Source organism: Chryseobacterium sp. 'Rf worker isolate 10' (genome assembly GCF_050753305.1).
Taxonomy (GTDB): Bacteria; Bacteroidota; Bacteroidia; order Flavobacteriales; family Weeksellaceae; genus Chryseobacterium.
In genome coordinates, this window is record NZ_JBOZOF010000001.1 from 341,962 (window position 1) to 362,348 (window position 20,387).

Here is a 20,387-nt window from a genome sequence, read left to right on the forward strand (position 1 = left end):
TTATTTGTCTAAAGTGTTATGGGTAAAGATTAACGAGAATGATTGTGGAAAATATGTATCATTAAAATAAAAATAGCTCCGGATTCCGGAGCTATTTTTATTTTAATGAGAATGGGTAGTGGGATGTTGATGGAAAACATGCATCATCAGCGCAAGTGAAACTCCCAAAACAACGAGTCCGATCTTTACCCAGTCTATATTGTGATTTTTATTGCTTTCAAAAATGATCACGGATGAAATATGAAGGAAAATTCCTCCTACAATAGCCAGAAAATAAGGCTGGAGATCAGGGTTGAAATAATTTCCTAGCAACATCCCCATTGGAGAAGCCAATGCAAATAAAGCTACAATGAGAATAGACGGATAGGATGAAGAACTTTTGGATTCTCCTTTTCTGTTAAATAAAAATGCTCCCAGAATAAATGAAATCGGAAGATTGTGAAATACAATTCCCCACAGGTAAGGTGACATCTCATGTGTTTCATTGGCAAGAGGAATTCCTTCAATGAAAGCATGGATGAATAAACCTACCATTAAAGCAGCAGGAAGAATATTATGTTCGCTATGATGGTGGAAGTGTCCGTGTTCGAAACCTTTGGTAAGCGCTTCCAGAATCATCTGAAGAAGAACTCCTCCGATCACGAATATCCCAAGATTATTGCTTCCGGCAGAGGTATAAACCTGCGGAAAGACCTCATTAAGACAGATCGTAATCAAAAAACCGGCACTTAATATCAGTAGATTTTTAGCCAGTTTTTCTTTTTTACCAAAGTGTTTTCCCAGGAATACTCCTGTTACGACACTTAAAATCAGTAAAAGTACTGTTGTCATTATTTTTTCTTAAATAAATTGATGCAACGCGGGGAATTTTCTTTTTTAAATTCATTCAACTGATAATCTCCCCAGATTTTTATTCTTTCAAAACCACATTCAGAAGCATAATTATGGATGGCTTCCAATGTGTGAAGCTTTACCTTTTCAAAGAAATGAAACGGCTTACCGTCGGCTTCAAAACGGATATCTTTGATGATGTGTCTGCCTTCAATCTTCTTCAGAATCTTAAAATCAATATCACCACGGGTTATTGTTGTTTCAGGAACTAAAGTATTTCTTACAAACTCTTCGTTTAGATAATCCAGTACAAAATATCCTCCGGGCTTCAGAGCGTTATAAACGGATTGGAATACTTTTTTATCGTCGCTTTCATTATCAAAATACCCAAAGCTTGTAAATAAGTTGAATACTGCATCCATAGGATCCGCATCAATTGGGTTTCTCATATCATGAACTTCAAAAATCAGAGTTTGATTTTCAAACTGTTTGTCGGATTCAATACTTTGTCTTGAAAGGTCCAGCCCCAAAACATCATACCCTAATTTATTAAGGAAAACAGAGTGTCTTCCCTTTCCACAAGCAAGATCTATGATTTTCGACTGAGGCGGCAACTGAAGGTCCGCAGTGAGCTTTGTAATGAAGTTTTCTGCTTCAGTATAGTCTCTGTTGCTATAAAGCAAATGATAATAAGGGGTATCAAACCAAGATTCAAACCATTCCATAATGCAAAAATAACTAAATTTGTGCGGTTAAAAGCAAAGTATTTTACAACATTAAGAGATTGAAAAATTCAATTGGACAAGAAGTTGGATGGCTAATCTTTTAATTTTTAAAGCTTTAAATCTTTTAATTCAAACTTATGGATACAGAAAATATTAAAATACAGATAAAAACATTCTTCGGATTGGAGCAGATTCTAGCGGAAGAAATCAAAAAACTGGGTGGAAGGAATGTTGAAATTAAAAACAGAGCGGTAAATTGTGAAGGAGATCTTGGTTTTCTTTATAAAATCAATTATTCTGCGAGAACAGCATTGAAAATTCTGGTACCCATTCATGAGTTCAAGGCTTTTAATCAACATCAATTCTATGACAGACTGTTCAAATTTGAATGGGAAAACTTTATGGATGTTGAGCAGTCTTTCTCTATTGATGCCACTGTAAACTCTGAAACATTCAAACATTCTCAGTTTGTAACTTTAAAAATGAAGGATGCCATCGTGGATTATTTTCAGGAGAAATTCAAAAGACGTCCGAATGTAGAAACGAGAAATCCGGATATTAAATTTCACCTTCATATAGACAGGGAATTGGTAATGATTTCCATGGACTCTTCTGGTGATCCTTTATTTAAGAGAGGGTACAGAAGAGAACAGGGAGAAGCGCCTATCAACGAAGTGTTGGCAAGTGGAATGCTTCAGCTTGCGGGCTGGGACGGAAAAGGAAATTTCCTTGATCCGATGTGCGGTTCCGGAACATTATTGATTGAAGCAGCGATGATTGCGATGGATCTTCCGGCTCAGATCTTCAGAAAAAGATTCGGGTTCCAGAACTGGAATAACTATGATGCGGACTTGTTTACAAAAATCAAAGAATTCAGAATTAACAGAGTAAGACAGTTTGATGGAAAAATTGTTGGTTATGATATTGATGGAAAAATGCTGAATGCTGCAAGAATGAATGTAGAGGCGGCAGAAATGGAAGATGTTATCGAGATTAAAAAACAAAATTTCTTTGATTCTAAAAAAGAACTTTTCCCGTTATTAATGGTATTCAATCCTCCATACGATGAGAGAATTTCCATCAATGACGATGATTTCTACAAGAAAATAGGAGATACGTTTAAAACCCATTATCCTAATACACTGGCTTGGCTGATTTCTTCAGATTTAGAAGCAGTGAAGAAAATTGGATTACGTCCTTCAAGAAAGATCAAACTTTTCAACGGAAAGCTGGAAACGAGATTTTTACAGTACGAAATGTATGAAGGAACGAAGAAGGTACACAAACTTGAAGATAATAAATAGTAAGAAAAAGTGTTAGGAGATTTTCTTGATTTTTTAGATTTCATTTTTAATATATCCAGAATATTTCAAGGTGGTTCTGGATTATCACACTCAACTCCTGACAGAAAGAGCTTGAACTATGATGAAAAACCTCAAAAGAAGGAATCTAAGAGATCAAAATACTTCACAGAAAAAGTAAGTGCAGTGGCTTTAGTATTGGCGGCATTTTCTTTTTTTATTGTTTTTAAAGATCCTTTACCTGCGCAAAACTACACGCAAACTTTGGTGGTAGGTTCTTTAATAGGAACTGGCATTTCGTTTTTAGTGTTTTTTGTTTTGCATGTACTGGAACTTTACTATTTTAAAACGCTGTTCAAGCTGCTTCTTTTCAGCTGTTCAGTAATCGCTTTTTTTATTTCGGCAGTATTATATATTTACTTTAAGTCGGGATTTTTTATATAATAGGACAAAATAGTATGAAGGAACGAAGAGAGTGCATAAATTGAAGATAATAAATAATAACCTCTGAGATTAGAAATGTCCTGGAATTTTTTTGACATATTTGATGTTATTTTTGATTTATTCGGTCTGATTGGTTCTGGATCAAAATCGTCACGTTCAAAACCTGAAAGAAAAGCTTTAAATCATAATGTAATATCTCAAAAGAAGGAGTCTAAAGATTCAGATACTTTAAAGAAAAAATAACTTCAGGAGTTATTAAAATCATAAAAAATAGGTTGTACATCTTCGTACAACCTGTTTTGTTTTATTTTGCCAGTGACGGCGCAAAACCATACTGTTTTTTAAAGGCATGTGAAAAATGGGAGAGGTCTTCAAATCCTACTTCAAGAAAAACATCTGATGGTTTTTTATTCCTTTCTGATAAATGATAATAAGCCAGTTCAAGACGTTTTTGGGTAAGCCAGCGCTGTGGTGTCGTTTGAAAAATTCTTCTGAAATCACGGTTGAAAGTTGATAAACTTCTTCCTGTCAGATATCCGAAGCGTTCCAATGACATATTGAACATATAATTCTTCTCCATAAAACTGATCAGATTCACTTTTCCCGGTTCATCAAAATCTGCCAGTAAAGTATCTATAGCCGGATCAATTTCCCTTAAAATACTAATGGCTTCAGTGATTTTTAAATGGGCAATATTCTCAGGAAATGGACCTTCAATCTCAAAATAAGGAATCAGAGAAGCAAGACAGCTATTCAGAAGCGGGTGGCTGCTGAAGCTGTGAATACTGGATTCCCTATGTCCGGTTTTCTTCTGATAGTCGACAGAACTGTAAAAATCTTTCAGGCGTTCTGTGGTGAGATGCATCACTACAGCTTTATGAGGAAGCCCATCTTTAGGATAATTGATAATCGTGGCAAGATGATTTCTTGGAATCAGAAAAATATCTCCTGCCTTGAACAGATAGATTTTATCTGCCTGAATAATTTTCGTTTCTCCTGATATGAACCAGACCAGCATATGGTATTCAAAAACCGTTTCTGTTTTAAACAGCTTATCATCATAACTGGAAAGCTTGATATCCGGCGTGAGGTATTGTATCTGGAAATTCATTGTTAAAAGTTTTTTGCAATACAAATGTATTTAAAAAACAATTATTTAGCATCAAAAAGGAATCCAAGCATTTCTTCACTTAATTTCCATAAGCACTCTGCATTTTTCTTGTCGATAGAATAGGGCTGTACTCCATAGATTGTTGCCGGTTCATCAAATCTATGTTCAATTTGTCCTCTGTCTATTTCTGCAATATCGCAGTTCTCACAATAAACTCCGCCTATTTCATTGAGTTGAGGGCTTACAGCACACCAGACTGTTGTTGCTGCTCCTTGTGGAATGGTTTTTAATCGTGCTTCCACCTCAGGTTTGATATTTCCGTTTTCATCATGTGTTCCGAGTTGTTTAAAAAGTTCAATAGGTTCTTCTCTGCCCAGATCAGTTCCGTATACAGACCCTGGATGAAGAGAATACGCTCTGATATTGAATTCTTTCCCTCTTTCATCGAGTTCTACGGCAAACAGGTTACAGGCTGTTTTGGATTGCCCATATCCGGAAAGGGTGTCATACTCTCTTTTCTCAAAATTGGGGTCTTCAAAATTAAAAGGAGACATCTGATGTCCATAAGAAGAAACACTGATAACCCTTGCTCCGTTTGCTTTTTTTAGAGCCGGCCATAGTTTTGCAGTAAGGTGGAACTGTCCAAGGTAGTTAGTTGCCAGCTGAGATTCAATGCCTCTACTGTCTCTGCGGAGAGGAACCCACATGATTCCTGCGTTATTAATGAGTAGATCCAGACTTCTACCTGATGATAGAAATCTTTCTGCAAAAGCATCAATGGATGCTGGATCCATCAGATCCATTTTTTCAAGTTCAAAATTTTGAATTCCTGTCAGATTTTTTCCTGCTTTTTCAATGTCTCTTGCGGGAATAATGACGTGGGCTCCGGCTGAAGTAAGTACTTTTGTGGTTTCAAGACCTATTCCTGCATAACCACCGGTTATGATCACTGTTTTTCCGGTAAGATCAATTCCTTCAATGATTTCCTGGGCTGTCGAATAGGCATTAAATCCAGATTGAACAGGCTGCTGCAATGAGCTGATAATTGGTTCCATTTTGTTGTTGGTTTAAATTTCTATAGCAAAATTAGGAGAGATTTATGGTGTCTATTTTGTTTAAAATGCCAAATAACTTGGCTCAAAATTTCATCGATAATCTCTTTTGATTAAGACGAATACAGTTCAACATCATTAATTTCTCCTAAACTGTTTGTAGGTTGTTCAGCGAATAAGTAATTTTGAAAAATTTTCAATTTGAAACCTACTATTTCCATTGTCGTTGCCATTTACAACCGAAAAGACGAACTTTTTGAGTTGCTGACTTCTCTTACCCAGCAGACAGATAAGGAGTTCGAGATCATTATTGTAGATGACGGCTCTTTGATCGATCTGAAACCTACCATTAAAAATTTTGAACAGGGTTTACATATTAAATATTTCAGAAAGGATAATTCAGGTCCTGGATTGACGAGGAATTATGGGGCTGCAAGAGCTTCCAATGAATGGCTGGTATTTGTAGACAGTGATGTCATTGTTGAAAAGGATTATATTGAACATATTAAAAATGATATCCTGACGATCCCTTGTGATGCGTTTGGAGGTGCGGATAAAGCACATAAAGGATTCAATCTGATGCAGAAGGCTATTTCCTACTCCATGACTTCAGTTTTTACCACCGGAGGAATCAGAGGTAATAAGAAAGCGGTTTCAAAATTTCAGCCCAGAAGCTTTAATATGGGAGTGAAAAAGGCTGTTTTTGAAAAGGTAGGAGGATTTTCAGAAATGAGAATCGGTGAGGATCCGGATCTCTCTATGACCCTTTGGGAAAACGGATTTACTACTGCTTTTTTTGATGATATTGCCGTATATCATAAACGTAGGGTTGATTTTGGGAAATTCTCCAAGCAGGTCTATCAGTTTGGTTGTGCAAGACCAATTCTTAATCAGAGGCACCCGAATTATGTGAAAATTTCTTTTGCATTTCCTACCTTGTTTATGTTAGGATACATAATGGGTTTTCTTGAGTATTTCCTTATGGGAAGAGGGATTATCCTTTCTTTCTATGGATTGTATACCTTTTTAGTGCTGTTTCACGCTTTATTACTAACTAAAAATCTAAGTATTGCCGGTATGGCGGTTATTTCCACTTATATTCAGATGTTTTCTTACGGATATGGTTTCTTAAAATCCTGGATATTGCTGAATGTTTTCAGAATGAAACCTGAAGAAGCTTTTCCTCATCATTATTATAAGAAGTAACAGGGTAATTGTCTGCAAAAATATATCAATAGGAAATGGGCTTTAGCGCATTCATCAAATAAATAAAAAAAGGCTGTTTCAAACGAAACAGCCTTTTTACAATAAATTTAGATGATAGAAATGTTTTCATGGTGGTTAAGAACTCCTACTTTCTGCATACACTCTTTCATTTTATGGTAAGTTCTTTTGATATCGTGGTCAAGACCGATGGAGAATCTGATCAGTCCGTCAGAAATACCTATGGAAGCTCGTTCTTCTTCAGGGATTTCAGATGAGGTAGATTTTCCTGAGCATGAGAATAGGGTTTTATAAAATCCTAAGCTCACGGCAAGATAACCCAGATTTTCTGTCTGCATCATCTCCATCAGTTCGTTTGCTTTTTCTGTTGTTCCGGCATCCAGAGTCAATAATCCTCCGTATCCGTATTCTTCATGAATCATACTTTTCATTAATTCATGGTTTTTATGCGATGGTAAGCCCGGATAAGATACTTTTAATCCGTCTTTTTCGAATCTTTCAGCCAGATACATTGCATTGTGGCTGTGCTGCTTAATTCTGATATGTAATGTTCTCAGGTTCTTTAAGATACTTGAGGATCTTAAGCTGTCCATGGTTGGGCCAAGAAGCATACACGCTCCGGAATTTACATTTTTGGTGTCATCAATAAATGCCTGGCTGGCACAATATACACCGCCTACTGTATCACTGCTTCCGTTGATGAACTTCGTCAAACTGTGAATTACTACATCTGCCCCAAATAAGGTTGGAGAAATAGAAAGAGGGGAGAAGGTATTGTCTACAATCAGTTTCAGGTTGTGTTTTTTACAGATTTCAGAAAGTTTTCTAAGGTCTGCAACTTCAAGAAGCGGATTGCTTACACTTTCACAATAGATCACTTTTGTATTGGGAGTGATTGCCTTTTCTATAGATTCAAAATTGTTGATATCAACAAAAGTAGTTCCTACATTGAATTGAGGTAAGAAGTTTTTCAGAAAAGCATAAGTTCCTCCGTAGATTGTTCTGCTTGAAATAATATGGTCACCACTTTTGCATACCTGCATCAAAACAGAAGTGATAGCTCCCATTCCGGATGCTGTAACGTTGGCAGATTCTGTGTTTTCCATCTTGGCAAGAGCCTGAGCCAGATAAAGATTCATCGGGGATGAGTGTCTGGAATACAGGTAGCATCCTTCCGCATTTCCTTCGAAAGTATCGAACATCGTCTTTGCAGAAAGAAATGTATAGGTAGAGCTGTCTGAGATAGAAGGATTCACTCCTCCGAATTCACCAAAATACTGAAGATCCTGGATCTCGTTGGCTGCGTTAAAGTTTTCCATAAATATTGTTTTTATTTTATTGTTCCAATTTGCATTAATTTGCTAATTATTACAATATAAATTTGAATTTATAGAATATAAAACTGTAAAATATTGTTTATTTAGAAAAAATATTTAGTATCTTCGAAATTATTAAACTTTTACCAAAAAAATATCTATGGAACTTGACGAAACTGATAAGAAACTCTTGCTTTTTTTACAGGAAGACTGCAAACAAACCACCAAAGAACTGTCCGGTAAGCTTGGATTGTCTGTTACAGCTGTTTATGAGCGTGTGAAAAAGCTTGAAAATGCAGGCGTCATTTCAAAATATGTAGCCTTATTGGACAGGAGTAAAGTTAAGAAAAATTTTATTGTTCTGTGTCATGTAAAACTAAGTCAGCACAAGAAGGAATTTGTACTGCAGTTTGAAAAAGAAGTGATGGATCTTCAGGAGGTTACAGAATGCTTCCATGTAAGCGGAGACTACGATTATATCCTTAAAATAGGGGTGAAAGATATTGAAGACTACCGCAATTTTATGCTGACGAAACTTACGACGCTTCAGCACATCGCAAGTACGCACAGCTCATTTATGATTTCCGAAGTGAAAAACACAACAGCCATTGTATTGTAGATTACGAAGTCATTATCAAAATTAGATTGGAAATTAATGCTTATAGATCTCCTTTAGTCATTTTATCAATGAAATAGTGAAGTCTTTTGATTTCTGTTCTGCCTTTGTTTTTGTCATTCAGAAAGCAGGTGGTTACGATAACCATTTTTAAATCAGGAATGACGCAGATAAGCTGTCCGCCATAACCTGTGGCTACGAAAGCCTGATGTCCGTTGGTCTTTCTTCGCCACCAGTAATAACCATATCCGTTGGCATCCGGCATTACATCCCATGAATCCAGCTTTACCTGTTCAGAAGTAGATTCCTGAATCCATTTTGAAGAGACAATCTGTTTGCCGCTAAATTTTCCGTTATTCAGGATCATAGTACCGAATTTCAATAGATCTTCAGGCTTCATAAAAAGCTCTGAACCTGCAAAGTTTCTATCCATTGAATCCGTATCCCATCGGGGAATATTCATTTTTAAAGGTCTAAAAAGATTTTCTGCAGCAAATTGTTTCAGATTGGTCTTTACAATTTTTGCCAAAGCAGCCCCAAAAAGATGGGTTTCACCACTGTTGTAATTGAATACGGTTCCCGGATATTCTTCAAAAGGCAGATCCAGTACAAATTTTACAGGATCACCGGAAAAAGACATCGCTGTTGAAATTTTTGAATTTTCAACCCAGTCAAAACCACCCTGCATGGTCAGTAGATTTTTTAATGTTAATGTATTTCTAATGGAATCATGAGTTACTTTTCCTTCAATGTTGGAAATATTTTTAAATCTGCTTCTTGAAATGTTGTATTCCGGAAGAATTTTTAAAACCGGAGTGTTGAGATTGGGAAGTATGTTTTTATCTTGTGCAATACCTGCCAGCACAGACACGATACTTTTGGTAACAGATTTTATGCTGAAGATGGTTTCTTTGTTGGCTCCGTGAAAATACTGCTCATAAATAACCTTATTGTTTTGCGATACAATGAAAGATCCCAGAGAAGGAATACTGTCATTAATTTCTTTGGTGAATTTTTCTGTAAATTCTTTTGGCAACTCTTTGTTGAAAGCTGTCTGTGATTTTACTTTAGGACAGAATAAGGTTAGACATATTATTGTCATGACCTGCAGGAGTTGCTTGGATCTCATTGTTTAAAAAGAAGGGATAAATGATTAGCTGATGAAAAAAGTATAAGCCAAATCTATCCGGATGGATCAACATAGCCAATGCTTTCAATGCCTCTAAATTATGAAAAACAATGAGTTTTTTTAATATATTTTACAGAATATTTTTATTTTTTTTGAAAGATTTTGAAATTCATTTTTTTTTTAAATGATAACTTAAAAAAAAATTATACTAAGACTCCGTTTTTAGAAGAAATAGGATCCGGAAGATCTGTTTCTCCACTCATCTGAAGAAGATCAATTTCAATTGTTCTGCAGATGGAAAGCATAGGAACATCAAACATTAATCCTGCAAAAGGATTTTCGGAATAATCTCCTACCAGTTCCATAATGATGTAGATCCACCCGATGATGATACAGAAAGGGATAGAAGTCCAGATTCCCCAATCACCGAGCTTTGCAAACTCATTGACTAATCCCAACGGAAGCAGCATAATGAACAGGATGTTAAAAACAAAAGCTGTACTGGCAAACTGTCTTGGAGAAGGAAACTTTTTGATTCTTTCTGCCTGTCCCTGGAAATTATAAAATTCATTCAGAGCGTTCTGCAGCTGAGTCTGGTTGAATTCTGTAATGGCTCCCATGTTTTTAAGCTCATTGATGTCTTTTGCTTGTTGAGCAGTCAGATAGGTAGCAAAGTTTTTATAATCATTCTTAAGCTCATATTCTTCCTCCGAAAGATATTTGTGCAGGAAAATAGGGGCTCTTCCATAATCCGGAAATCCTGCCTTGATCAGCCTGTTTCTTCTCAGGTTGATATTCCCGAATTTATTATTTTCCGTACTGATATGCTCCCATTCTGTAGGAACCAAAAGCTGTTCACGGAAAGTATACAGCCACGCAATATGACGGTAAACAATTCTTTTTTTACGGTCTTCAAGATCAAAAACACCAATTTCTTCATTCTTTGTATCAAAAGCATACACCATAGATGCAAACGAACGGCTGGAATTCACAATTCCGCCCCATATTTTTCTGGCTTCCCAAAGTCTGTCATAGGCCTGGTTGTTTTTAAAACCCACAAGAAATGCTTCTGCTGTACCAATCAGAGCCACAGGAACCCATGGAATTGTCATCCAGTGCCAGTTGAAGAAATAAAAGAAAACAGCAATCAGGGTACACCAGATAGAGATTAGGATAAGATGTACACCGGCAAGATTGAGAACCTGTTTATAATTGACGTATTTGGTTGTGATCATAAAGATGGATGTGTTTTGCGTGTACAGACAAAATAAATACCAAACTGTGACTGATTTGTTTTGTAATGCCTGTCAGATAATGGGTAATCAAATTTTCTTGGTTTATAATGGTCTAGAATTGAGATGGATAATCTTAAATAAAAGTAGTGAAAAAATTGCATAAAAAAACCTCTAAAATTTTTAGAGGTTTTAATTTTATATAAAATTAATATTTCAGCATTTCTTCAATCTTACTGCTGAGTTTTTCAGCATTGGGAAGCATTTCTTTTTCCAGAACCAGATTGATAGGAACAGCAGGTACATCCAGCGATCCCATGGTTTCTACGGGTGCGTCAAGATACTTGAAGCAGTTTTTAGAAATACGGTGTGCAAAGGCTTCTGCAAAAGAGTTGTTAAGCTGTTCTTCGGTGAGAACGATACACTTTCCGTGGGCTTTTACTCTTTCAAAAACAAGTTCTTCATCCAGAGGAATCAATGTTCTTAAGTCAATTACCTCAACTCTTCCATTGAAATTCTTGGCTGCTTCTTTAGCCCAGTAAACACCCATTCCGTAAGTTACAACCAATAAAGTTCTGCCTTTTTCAGTTTCGTCCTTATCAGCTTCAATGATTACTTTCCCTTTTCCAAACGGAAGAACATAGTCTTCAGCCGGTTCTATCGTTTTAGCATCTTCAGTTCCCGGAACTTTACTCCAGTATAATCCTTTGTGTTCCAGCATTACTACAGGATTCGGATCATAATAAGCTGCTTTTAATAACCCTTTAAAGTCGGCAGCATTACTTGGATATGCTATTTTGATCCCTTTGATGTTGGCTAAAATACTTTCAACACTTCCACTATGGTAAGGGCCACCACCACCGTATGCTCCGATTGGAACACGGATGATGTTGCTTACAGGGAATTTTCCACCACTTAAATAGTTTGATTTTGAAATCTCTGTAATTAACTGATTGATTCCCGGATAAATATAATCTGCAAACTGAACCTCAACGATTGGTTTTAACCCAACAGCGCTCATTCCGGCAGTAGATCCAATGATATAAGCCTCCTGAATAGCAGTATTGAATACTCTTTTGCTTCCGAATTTTTTTCCTAAAGTTACCGTTTCACGGAAAACCCCACCGATTCTTTCTCCTACATCCTGTCCGTAAAGAAGGGCTTCAGGGTGTTTCCACATCAATTCCTGTATGGCGTGGATGGCAGCATCTACCATTACAATTTTTTCTCCGTTGGCAGGTTCACGAGTTCCTGTTTCCTCAGTAATAGGAGTGGGAGCAAAAACATGCTGCATTACGGTTTCAGGCTTCGGATCTTCTGCATTCTTAGCTTTTTCAAAAGCTTCTTCTGCTTCAAGACGGGTCTTTTTAGTGATTTGTTTTAAAAGATCTTCATCAGTACCTGTTTCCAGTAAATGTTTTCTAAGGATTTCTCCCGGATCTTTAGCTCTATGTTTTGTTAAATCTTCTTCGTCTCTATAGAATTCTCTTCTTACTCCGGAAGTATGATGCCCGATCAATACAGTTTTTGCACAGACAACCAAAGGCTTTCTTTCTGTTCTTACAAAATCTACTGCTTTTTTCATGGCTTCGAAACTTTCCACGAAATCAGTTCCGTCTACTCTCATTCTGCTTAATCCCGTGAATCCAGCTACAAAATCATAAGCGTCGCAGGTTCTTGCTTCATCCTTGGTTACGGAAATTCCCCATTCGTTATCCTGAACCAGGAAAATAATAGGAAGCTGGTGTAATGCCGCAAACTGTAATGCCTCACTTACTTCACCTTCAGTAACAGAGTTATCTCCAAGGCTGCACACCACAACAGGATTATTTTCAAATTCCTGAAGATTAAAATCCTGAATATACTTTATTCCCTGTGCTACCCCTGTAGTAGGGATAGTCTGCATTCCGGTTGCGGAGCTTTGGTGAACAATTTTAGGTTTGTTTTCATCCCTGCTTGAAGGGTGGGAGTAATAAGATCTTCCTCCTGAAAAAGGATCATCAGCTTTAGCCAGTAATTGAAGCATTAGTTGATAAGGCTCAAAACCGATTCCCAGAAGAATACTTTCGTCTCTGTAATAAGGAGAAACCCAGTCTTCTTTCTTCAGCTGATAGGCTGTTGCAAGCTGAATAGCTTCGTGGCCTCTTGATGTGCTATGAACATATTTACAGACATTTCTGTTTTCTTCGTAAATATCGGCCATGGCTTTGGCCAGCATCATATGATTATACGCTTTGAGCAATATATCCTGAGAAACTTTTTCGTGAAGTGCATTTTCCATAGGAAGCAAATATACACAAAAAAACAAAATACTAACAACTGTTAGTATTTTGTATAAAATCTTTGTAGATATAGGTTATTCCTTGATCACTTTTTTAGAAATAACATCTTTGTCTGTTTTTACTTCAATGATGTAAATTCCTTTTGTGTATGCGGATAAATCTAACTGTTCTTTGTCATTATTAATGGTGCCACTCTGTAATTTATACATTGAAAGCAGACTTTTTAGGTGCTTTTAGGATGTTTGTATAATCCTTGGTAATGGTAGGGGAAATAGCAAGATTATTAAGAGGATTGGTGATATCTTTAGTTCCTAATACCTCTGTAAATCCTGTTACGATGACAGAGTAGTTTTGAGGGGCATTTCCGCCTGTATTATTTTTCAGTATCCCTTTGTTGGTGATCTCTATTTTATAAGTTCTTCCTGCAACCGGAGCATCTACTATTACCTGTTCTACGTTGTCTACCGTATTATCTCCTTTTGTAGCAGGGGTCATTGGATTGTTGGCATCCAGTTTCCATGGATAGTAAACGGTGTTTGTAGTAGTATCTGTAATCTTTAAATCCAAATCATTAATCAGCTTTGAGGTTCTGTTGTTGTAAATATTGCTCCATTGATTGGTGAAGTTGGTAAACTCAGGATCTATCCAGGAAATTGTTACTTTTAACGGTTCTGAACCTGATGCTTTTACTGTTTTTACATTGGCAACTCCGCTGGTTAATGTTTCATCATTAAAAATAATACTGCTGTTGGATTTTCCTACCAAAAGTTCAGCTCCTTTTTTAGCATCAATAAAGCCCCATCCGAATTGTGGGTCTGGTCCTATGTTGCCTGCTTCTTTAGCTGAATGCACCATTAAGGTTTTTGCTGATGCAGCATTCAATAAGTTTCCTCCAAACAGTTGTTTGTTGATCTGTGTCCAAAGTCCTACAATACCAGTTACTACAGGAGCAGAATAAGAAGTACCGTCTCCAATATCTATTTTGCTGCCTCCTGTGGCATTATTATCTGTCCATGCGCTGGCAACTTCTGTTCCCACAGTTGTAATGTCTGGTTTAATGCCTCCGTCATCTCTTGGTCCTGCGCTGCTGTAGCTGGAATGGATAACATCTGAAGAAGCAGTATATCTTCCGTTATTCGTTGTAATTCTGTCAGTAGCTCCTACCACAATAATGTTTTTTCCAAGAGAACCAATCCCTATACAATCATATCCCAGTGCACAATTGTTAGAAGGAAGCGTGTCTGTTGGTGCAAATTCAACCAAATTACCACTGTTGTCTCTATAGTATTTTTTATAAGTACTGGTAGCAGTACTTGGCCCTTCGCCGAATGAATTTCCTGCAGATTTTATAATGATGTATGATGGATTATTGTATACAATCTGATCATAATTACGATCGTCAGTAAGGTAAGTTCCCTGAGCATCCAAAGAGGTGTTTGGGCTGGCAAAAGCTCCATTCCAAACCCATGACGGTTCATTATTGATCAGCTGAGGATCTGCCCATCCCTGGTTGCTTCCATAGGAATGGTTGGAAATGTTAGGTTGAGCTTTAGTGATTTTTTGATATACAGTGCTTTGTGCAGTTTCTCCATCCAGTACAGAGGTTCCAAAAGCATAAGCATCTATAGTAGAGTTGGGTGCAATACCTTTGAAATTAACCTGTCTTGTTGTACCATCGTTAAAGGTAACGGTGTATGGATAATCTTTAGCACCAATAAAGCTTGAAACAGCTGTTGCGTGATCACCGTAATTAACGGTACTGCTTTCCTTATTCGTTATTCTGTTAGGAAGATTGTTGAAAAAAACGTGTCCTGCAAATACTCTTGCTACATTAGAGGAAGTACTGCCGTCAAAAATGGTAAACTTAATACCTTCTCCATTAAAAGATCCTGTTAAACCTGTGATCGTTCCTCCCTGTAAAAAATCAGAATTGGAGTTTTTGATTTGATCACCATCATGTGCCTGCAGGAAATAAGGTCTGTTATCGGGTAAGAAACCTGCCAGGGTAGCTCTCTGCTGTTCAATCTGCTTTAAGGTTTCGGGACTTCTATCAGTGCCGAATCTCTTTGACACATAAGTGTCAAACTTGTTGTTGTTCTCTATTCTCTGCCGTTCAAATTGTCTGTTTAATTCTTCGTTGTTTTGTGCACTTATCAGTGAAACAGTTAAAGAACTGATTAAAAGTAATTGTTTCTTCATTTTAGGTAGTAAATTGTTAAAAGTATGGTTGATCAAAATTATAGTAAAATTTTAATAACCAGTTGTATTGTAGTAGATAACTCTAATTTTTTAATATAATTTTAATTTAACTTAAAATATTGGAGTTATTCGTTAAGAATATTATAATTTGTTTGTTTTGGATATTATTGATTTTGTGTATTGGGCTCATAAAACAATTATTGGAAAAAATGAAGTAACTTTACATTCTCTTTTATAAAAAAGTTAGAACATTATATGTATTTAATTTTTGACACAGAAACAACCGGTTTACCAAAAAATTTCAACGCTCCGCTTTCAGATTCGGATAACTGGCCAAGAATGGTTCAGATTGCATGGCAGTTGCATGATGATGATGGAAAGTTGATTGAAAACCAGGATTATATAATAAAACCTGAAGGGTATGATATTCCCTTCAATGCAGCACGTATTCACGGAATTACAACGAAAATTGCCAATGAAGAAGGACGAGATTTACAGGAGATTCTCGAAGAGTTTTCTAAAGTTCTTGAAAGGGTAAGAGTAGTTTCCGGACACAATGTGGAATTCGACTACAATATCGTAGGTGCAGAATTTTACAGAAAAAATCTGAAAGATAACCTGCAGGAAAAACCCAAAGCAGATACCATGATTTTGGGAACCGACTTCTGTCAGCTTGGCGGAGGACGTGGAGGACGATACAAATCTCCGAAACTGGAGGAGCTTTATGAGAAACTTTATGGGTATAAATTTGATGAAGCCCATAATGCTGCGGCCGACGTAAATGCTACGGCCAGTGCTTTCTTTGAAATGGTAAGAATTGGAGTAGTACCTGCTGAAACATTAAAGATTTCAGAAGACCAGCTTGCTTATTTCAAAAGCCTTTACCCAGATCCGATAAAGCCTTTCAATATTGTTATCAGAAGGCAGGTTGCTGATTTCCATAATAAGAAAAAGCAACAGGACTTTGGGAGTATTGATGAAATTGATTTAGGAAAATACTTCAATTTTGATAACCACAGTGTTTTTTCTACATTAACGGCTACTTCTAGCATCAATGATCTGATTAAAAAAGCTTCTGATGAAAATTTCCCGGCTGTCGGTATGGTAGATCTTGGGAATATGATGGGAGCTTTTAAGTTCGTTTCAGCAGTGGAAGGAGCTAATGGGGATCGGGCAAAGAAACATAAAGAATATCTGGCAAAAAAGCAGGAAGCAGAAGAAAACGGAACTGAATTCAATGAAGTAGAGCCGGTTTCCGAACCGCTTATTCCCGTCGTAGGCTGTGAATTTTATATTTCAGAGCGTTATGAGCAAAAGCAGTTTACCAAAGATGATCCGGACAGGAGAACGCAGGTAGTACTTTTGGCGAAAGACTTTAACGGATATAAAAACCTGGCCAAACTTTCCAGTATTGGCTTCCTTAAGGGATTCTATTTTGGAGTTCCAAGGATAAGCCGTGAACTGATTGCTGAATATAAAGAAGGAATTATTGCTTTAACTTCCGGAATTATGGGAGATATTCCTGATGCAATCTTAAATACCGGTGAGCAGAAAGGGGAAGAGCTTTTCAAATGGTGGAAAGATACCTTTGAAGATGATTTTTATGTACAGATTCAAAATCATAATCTGCCTGAAGAAGAGCACTTGAATGAAGTTCTGTTGTATCTGGCAGATAAATACAGTGTTAAGATTTTAGCTCAGAACGAAACTTTCTATACCAATAAAGATGATTCTAACATTCAGGATATTGTAAGCTGCATCAAAGATGGTGAAAAGCTGACAACTCCTGTTGGAAAAGGATTTGGCAAAAGAAGAGGATTAGCAACAGGTGAATATTTTATCAAAAGTTCTGATGAAATAAAAGAAGCTTTTTTAGCCTATCCTGATGCTTTTGATGCCTATGAAGAATTCACAGCAAAGTTTAAACCTTATACCTTAAAAAGAGATGTTCTCCTTCCGAAGTTTGATATTCCGGAAGAATTCATCCATGCAGAAGATGAGGTAGATGGAGGAAAAAGAGGGGAGATGGCTTATCTTACCTATCTTACGTATGAAGGAGCAAAAAGAAGATATATAGGTACAGGAATTACAGACGAGATAAAAGAACGTCTTGATTTCGAACTTGAAGTAATCGCCAACACCGGTTATCCAGGATATTTCCTTATTGTACAGGATTTCTGCAACGAAGCCCGTAATATGGGAGTTTGGGTAGGTCCCGGAAGGGGTTCTGCAGCTGGATCTGCCGTTGCTTACTGTATCGGAATTACCAATGTAGACCCTATTAAATATGATCTCCTTTTTGAGAGATTCCTAAACCCGGAAAGGGTATCCATGCCCGATATTGATATTGACTTTGATGATGAAGGACGAGATAAAATTATCAAATGGGTTGTTGAAAAATACGGTAAGACTCAGGTTGCGCAGATTATTACTTATTCGGTTTTGGGTGGGAAATCTGCTATTAAAGATGCCGGAAGAGTATTGGATGTTCCAATTCCTGACACCAACAATATTGCTAAACTGATTCCTGCGAGTCCCGGAATGAATATAGCGAAAGCTTTAGCAAAATATGATAAGTTAAAACCGGAAGAACAAATGCTCGTTGATGAAATGAGATATGTTCTTAATAGTCCTGATGATGCACGGCACGGAGTTTTGGCCAGTGCTAAAAAAATGGAGGGCTGTATCAGAAATACAGGAATTCACGCTTGTGGTGTAATCATTACACCGGAAGATGTGAGTAATCTGGTTCCGGTAACCATTGCAGCAAAAGACGCTGATATTTTAGTGTCACAGTTTGATAACTCCGTAGCGGAAAGTGCTGGTCTTTTGAAGATGGACTTCCTGGGGTTGAGAACCTTGACTATTATTAAAGATGCATTGAAGCTGGTAAAAGCAAGACATGGATTGGATATTGACCCTGATCTTATTCCACTTGATGATACCAAGACGTATCAGTTATTTAAAGAAGGAAGAACGGTTGGTATTTTCCAGTATGAAAGTCCCGGAATGCAAAAATACATGAGGGAGCTTAAACCAACGGTTTTTGCCGATCTTATTGCCATGAACGCATTGTATCGTCCGGGTCCGATCAAATATATTCCAAACTTTATCAACAGGAAGCATGGGATTGAAGAGATTGTTTATGACTTGCCGGAAACAGAAGAATATTTAAAAGAAACATACGGAATTACCGTTTATCAGGAGCAGGTAATGCTTTTGTCCCAGAAACTGGCCAACTTTACCAAGGGTGAGGCTGATACGTTGAGAAAAGCGATGGGTAAAAAGCAGATCGACGTTCTGAATAAAATGTACCCGAAATTCATTGAAGGAGGTAGAAAAAACAATCTGAATGAAGAAAGACTAGAGAAAATCTGGAATGACTGGAAGGCCTTTGCAGAATATGCCTTCAATAAGTCCCACTCAACATGTTATGCATTTATCGCTTATCAGACCGCATATTTGAAAGCAAATTATCCGGCTGAATATATGGCGAGTGTAATGAGTAATAACATTAACAATACGGATTCAATTACCATGTTTATGGAGGATTGTAAAAGTATGGGAGTGGATGTATTGGGGCCGGATGTGAATGAATCTCAATATAAATTCTCGGTAAACGAAAAAGGTCAGATCCGTTTCGGATTGGGAGCAATCAAAGGAATTGGTGAAGGACCGAGTGAAGGTATTACAAGAGAAAGAGAAAACGGAAGATTTAAAAATATTTACGATTTCTTCGAGAGAATAATGCCTTCTCAGATGAACAAGAGGGTAGCGGAAAGTTTGGTGCTTGCCGGAGCTTTTGATGAATTGGATTCTTTCCACAGAGGTCAGTATTTTGATATTGATATGGCTGGAAGAACAAATCTGGAAAGATTAATCAGATATGGACAAAGCTTTCAGGAAAGTAAAAATGAGATGGAACATTCTCTGTTTGCAGATTTTGCAGAAGAGGTTCAGATTGAACAGCCTAAACTGCCGCCTTGCCCGGAATGGCCGAATATGCATAAACTAAACAAGGAAAAGGAAATTATTGGTTTCTATCTTTCTGCACATCCATTAGATGAGTTTAAATATCAGTTCCAGTTTATGCAGGGGCAGCTTTCTAAAAAATCGGTTCTTGAGAAAAACGAAGAAGAGAAAGTAGTTACGGATGAAGCGCCTGTTTTAGAAGCGGATGCTCAGGATGATGCTGTAGATCTTACTGAAATTGTATCTGATGATGTGGTGGCAGGTGAAGAGGAGGTTGTAGAAGAAATAACGAAAAAAGCTGAGCCTAAAGGTAATTTCTTGTTCCTGAATCTGGATGAGGTAGATGCTTATAAAGAACAAGCTTTTGCCAATAAACAGGAAGAGCTGTTTGAAGAGAAAAAGAAAGACTGGAAAACCCTTCAGAAAGAAAGAGAAAACGGGGGTGGCGGAAAAGAATATACAGTTGCCGGTCTGATTACGGAATATAGAGTTCAGGATGGTTTCAGGAGTGGTGAAAAAGTGGCTTTTGTTACTTTGGAGGATTATTCGGGATCTTATTCGTTCAGGTTAGGAGATAGGGATTATATGAGGCTGAAGGAGAAACTTGAGGTTCAGAGATTTGTTATTTTTAAGATAAAATTTGCTCAGGTGAAGGATGGAAGAGTCTTTGTGAATGTAAATGATGTCATAGAACTTCAGGAAGCCTTTGAGCGGTTTGCAAAAAGTATATCTCTGGTGATGGATGTGATGGATGTAAGGCCTGAAGATCTTGATTTTTTCAGAGCAGTTCTTGATAGGAATAAAGGAAATCAAAAGCTGAAATTCTTTATTAAAAATCTGGAGGATGGTTCTGACATTGAAGTACAATCAATGAAACATTCGGTAGATCTCAATGGGGATTTGATCAAGGAAATTCAACTTCTTAATAAATATGAGTTTTATTTAAATTAAGA

Annotated in this window: 15 protein-coding genes; 5 read left to right on the plus strand and 10 right to left on the minus strand. The window is 37.1% G+C overall.

All coding sequences use genetic code 11. The annotated features are described in order from the left end of the window. Positions 1-102 precede the first annotated feature (102 nt). Entirely contained in the window at positions 103-831 is a 729-nt protein-coding gene (locus LKL37_RS01565; RefSeq protein ID WP_431608824.1) for a ZIP family metal transporter, read from the minus strand. Beyond that, positions 831-1,556, minus strand: a complete 726-nt coding sequence (locus LKL37_RS01570) for a class I SAM-dependent DNA methyltransferase (protein WP_431608825.1) — start codon at positions 1,554-1,556, stop codon at positions 831-833. Before LKL37_RS01570 ends, LKL37_RS01565 begins: the two co-directional genes overlap by 1 nt. Before the next feature lie 137 nt (positions 1,557-1,693). On the opposite strand from LKL37_RS01570, the gene LKL37_RS01575 reads away from it, so the two are divergent. Together LKL37_RS01575 and LKL37_RS01580 are read left to right on the plus strand one after the other, a co-directional pair. Continuing rightward, complete coding sequence (locus LKL37_RS01575; RefSeq protein ID WP_431608827.1) at positions 1,694-2,860, plus strand: THUMP domain-containing class I SAM-dependent RNA methyltransferase; 1,167 nt, start codon at positions 1,694-1,696, stop codon at positions 2,858-2,860. A 9-nt stretch (positions 2,861-2,869) separates the two neighbouring features. Beyond that, positions 2,870-3,301, plus strand: a complete 432-nt coding sequence (locus tag LKL37_RS01580; RefSeq protein ID WP_431608828.1) for a branched-chain amino acid ABC transporter substrate-binding protein — start codon at positions 2,870-2,872, stop codon at positions 3,299-3,301. 304 nt (positions 3,302-3,605) lie between these two features. Here the strand turns inward: LKL37_RS01580 and LKL37_RS01585 are convergent, their stop codons facing one another. Continuing rightward, positions 3,606-4,412 carry a helix-turn-helix domain-containing protein gene (locus tag LKL37_RS01585; RefSeq protein WP_431608829.1) on the minus strand — a complete coding sequence of 269 codons (807 nt, stop codon included), beginning with the start codon at positions 4,410-4,412 and terminating at the stop codon, positions 3,606-3,608. Between the two features lie 41 nt (positions 4,413-4,453). Then, positions 4,454-5,467: an SDR family NAD(P)-dependent oxidoreductase gene (locus LKL37_RS01590; protein ID WP_431608830.1), complete on the minus strand. Its 1,014-nt coding sequence runs from the start codon at positions 5,465-5,467 to the stop codon at positions 4,454-4,456. A 198-nt stretch (positions 5,468-5,665) separates the two neighbouring features. Here LKL37_RS01590 and LKL37_RS01595 point away from each other — a divergent pair, with 198 nt between their 5' ends. Further along, entirely contained in the window at positions 5,666-6,670 is a 1,005-nt protein-coding gene (locus LKL37_RS01595) for a glycosyltransferase (RefSeq protein WP_431608831.1), read from the plus strand. Between the two features lie 107 nt (positions 6,671-6,777). On the opposite strand, the gene LKL37_RS01600 is transcribed toward LKL37_RS01595, so the two are convergent. After that, a complete protein-coding gene (locus tag LKL37_RS01600) occupies positions 6,778-8,007 on the minus strand; it encodes an aminotransferase class I/II-fold pyridoxal phosphate-dependent enzyme (protein ID WP_431608832.1) in 1,230 nt (409 codons plus the stop codon). A 157-nt stretch (positions 8,008-8,164) separates the two neighbouring features. On the opposite strand from LKL37_RS01600, the gene LKL37_RS01605 reads away from it, so the two are divergent. Continuing rightward, complete coding sequence (locus tag LKL37_RS01605; protein ID WP_431608833.1) at positions 8,165-8,623, plus strand: Lrp/AsnC family transcriptional regulator; 459 nt, start codon at positions 8,165-8,167, stop codon at positions 8,621-8,623. A 40-nt stretch (positions 8,624-8,663) separates the two neighbouring features. Here the strand turns inward: LKL37_RS01605 and LKL37_RS01610 are convergent, their stop codons facing one another. The 5 genes from LKL37_RS01610 to LKL37_RS01630 all read right to left on the minus strand — a co-directional run bounded on the left by LKL37_RS01610 (position 8,664) and on the right by LKL37_RS01630 (position 15,462). Then, a complete protein-coding gene (locus tag LKL37_RS01610; protein ID WP_431608834.1) occupies positions 8,664-9,749 on the minus strand; it encodes a serine hydrolase domain-containing protein in 1,086 nt (361 codons plus the stop codon). A 203-nt stretch (positions 9,750-9,952) separates the two neighbouring features. Next, positions 9,953-10,984, minus strand: coding sequence for a bestrophin family protein (locus LKL37_RS01615; protein ID WP_431608835.1), 1,032 nt, complete (start codon positions 10,982-10,984; stop codon positions 9,953-9,955). Positions 10,985-11,189: 205 nt separating this feature from the next. Continuing rightward, positions 11,190-13,262 (minus strand): alpha-ketoacid dehydrogenase subunit alpha/beta, encoded by a 2,073-nt coding sequence (locus LKL37_RS01620; protein ID WP_431608836.1) that lies wholly within the window; start codon positions 13,260-13,262, stop codon positions 11,190-11,192. A gap of 75 nt (positions 13,263-13,337) precedes the next feature. Continuing rightward, positions 13,338-13,472, minus strand: a complete 135-nt coding sequence (locus LKL37_RS01625) for a T9SS type A sorting domain-containing protein (protein WP_431608837.1) — start codon at positions 13,470-13,472, stop codon at positions 13,338-13,340. Next, the gene (locus LKL37_RS01630) at positions 13,465-15,462 is read right to left on the minus strand and encodes a S8 family serine peptidase (protein ID WP_431608838.1); all 1,998 of its coding nucleotides are present in this window, start codon (positions 15,460-15,462) and stop codon (positions 13,465-13,467) included. Before LKL37_RS01630 ends, LKL37_RS01625 begins: the two co-directional genes overlap by 8 nt. 255 nt (positions 15,463-15,717) lie before the next feature. Here LKL37_RS01630 and dnaE point away from each other — a divergent pair, with 255 nt between their 5' ends. Beyond that, positions 15,718-20,385 carry a DNA polymerase III subunit alpha gene (gene dnaE, locus LKL37_RS01635; protein ID WP_431608839.1) on the plus strand — a complete coding sequence of 1,556 codons (4,668 nt, stop codon included), beginning with the start codon at positions 15,718-15,720 and terminating at the stop codon, positions 20,383-20,385. Positions 20,386-20,387: the final 2 nt, after the last annotated feature.

What these genes read in the sequence shown, in the direction of transcription:
- LKL37_RS01600 (WP_431608832.1), bottom strand. Translation starts at nt 8,007, where the DNA reads ATGGAAAACTTTAACGCAGCCAACGAGATCCAGGATCTTCAGTATTTT.
- LKL37_RS01565 (WP_431608824.1), bottom strand. Translation starts at nt 831, where the DNA reads ATGACAACAGTACTTTTACTGATTTTAAGTGTCGTAACAGGAGTATTC.
- LKL37_RS01630 (WP_431608838.1), bottom strand. Translation starts at nt 15,462, where the DNA reads ATGAAGAAACAATTACTTTTAATCAGTTCTTTAACTGTTTCACTGATA.
- LKL37_RS01575 (WP_431608827.1), top strand. Translation starts at nt 1,694, where the DNA reads ATGGATACAGAAAATATTAAAATACAGATAAAAACATTCTTCGGATTG.
- LKL37_RS01570 (WP_431608825.1), bottom strand. Translation starts at nt 1,556, where the DNA reads ATGGAATGGTTTGAATCTTGGTTTGATACCCCTTATTATCATTTGCTT.
- LKL37_RS01610 (WP_431608834.1), bottom strand. Translation starts at nt 9,749, where the DNA reads ATGAGATCCAAGCAACTCCTGCAGGTCATGACAATAATATGTCTAACC.
- LKL37_RS01585 (WP_431608829.1), bottom strand. Translation starts at nt 4,412, where the DNA reads ATGAATTTCCAGATACAATACCTCACGCCGGATATCAAGCTTTCCAGT.
- LKL37_RS01620 (WP_431608836.1), bottom strand. Translation starts at nt 13,262, where the DNA reads ATGGAAAATGCACTTCACGAAAAAGTTTCTCAGGATATATTGCTCAAA.
- LKL37_RS01590 (WP_431608830.1), bottom strand. Translation starts at nt 5,467, where the DNA reads ATGGAACCAATTATCAGCTCATTGCAGCAGCCTGTTCAATCTGGATTT.
- LKL37_RS01615 (WP_431608835.1), bottom strand. Translation starts at nt 10,984, where the DNA reads ATGATCACAACCAAATACGTCAATTATAAACAGGTTCTCAATCTTGCC.
- dnaE (WP_431608839.1), top strand. Translation starts at nt 15,718, where the DNA reads ATGTATTTAATTTTTGACACAGAAACAACCGGTTTACCAAAAAATTTC.
- LKL37_RS01605 (WP_431608833.1), top strand. Translation starts at nt 8,165, where the DNA reads ATGGAACTTGACGAAACTGATAAGAAACTCTTGCTTTTTTTACAGGAA.
- LKL37_RS01625 (WP_431608837.1), bottom strand. Translation starts at nt 13,472, where the DNA reads ATGTATAAATTACAGAGTGGCACCATTAATAATGACAAAGAACAGTTA.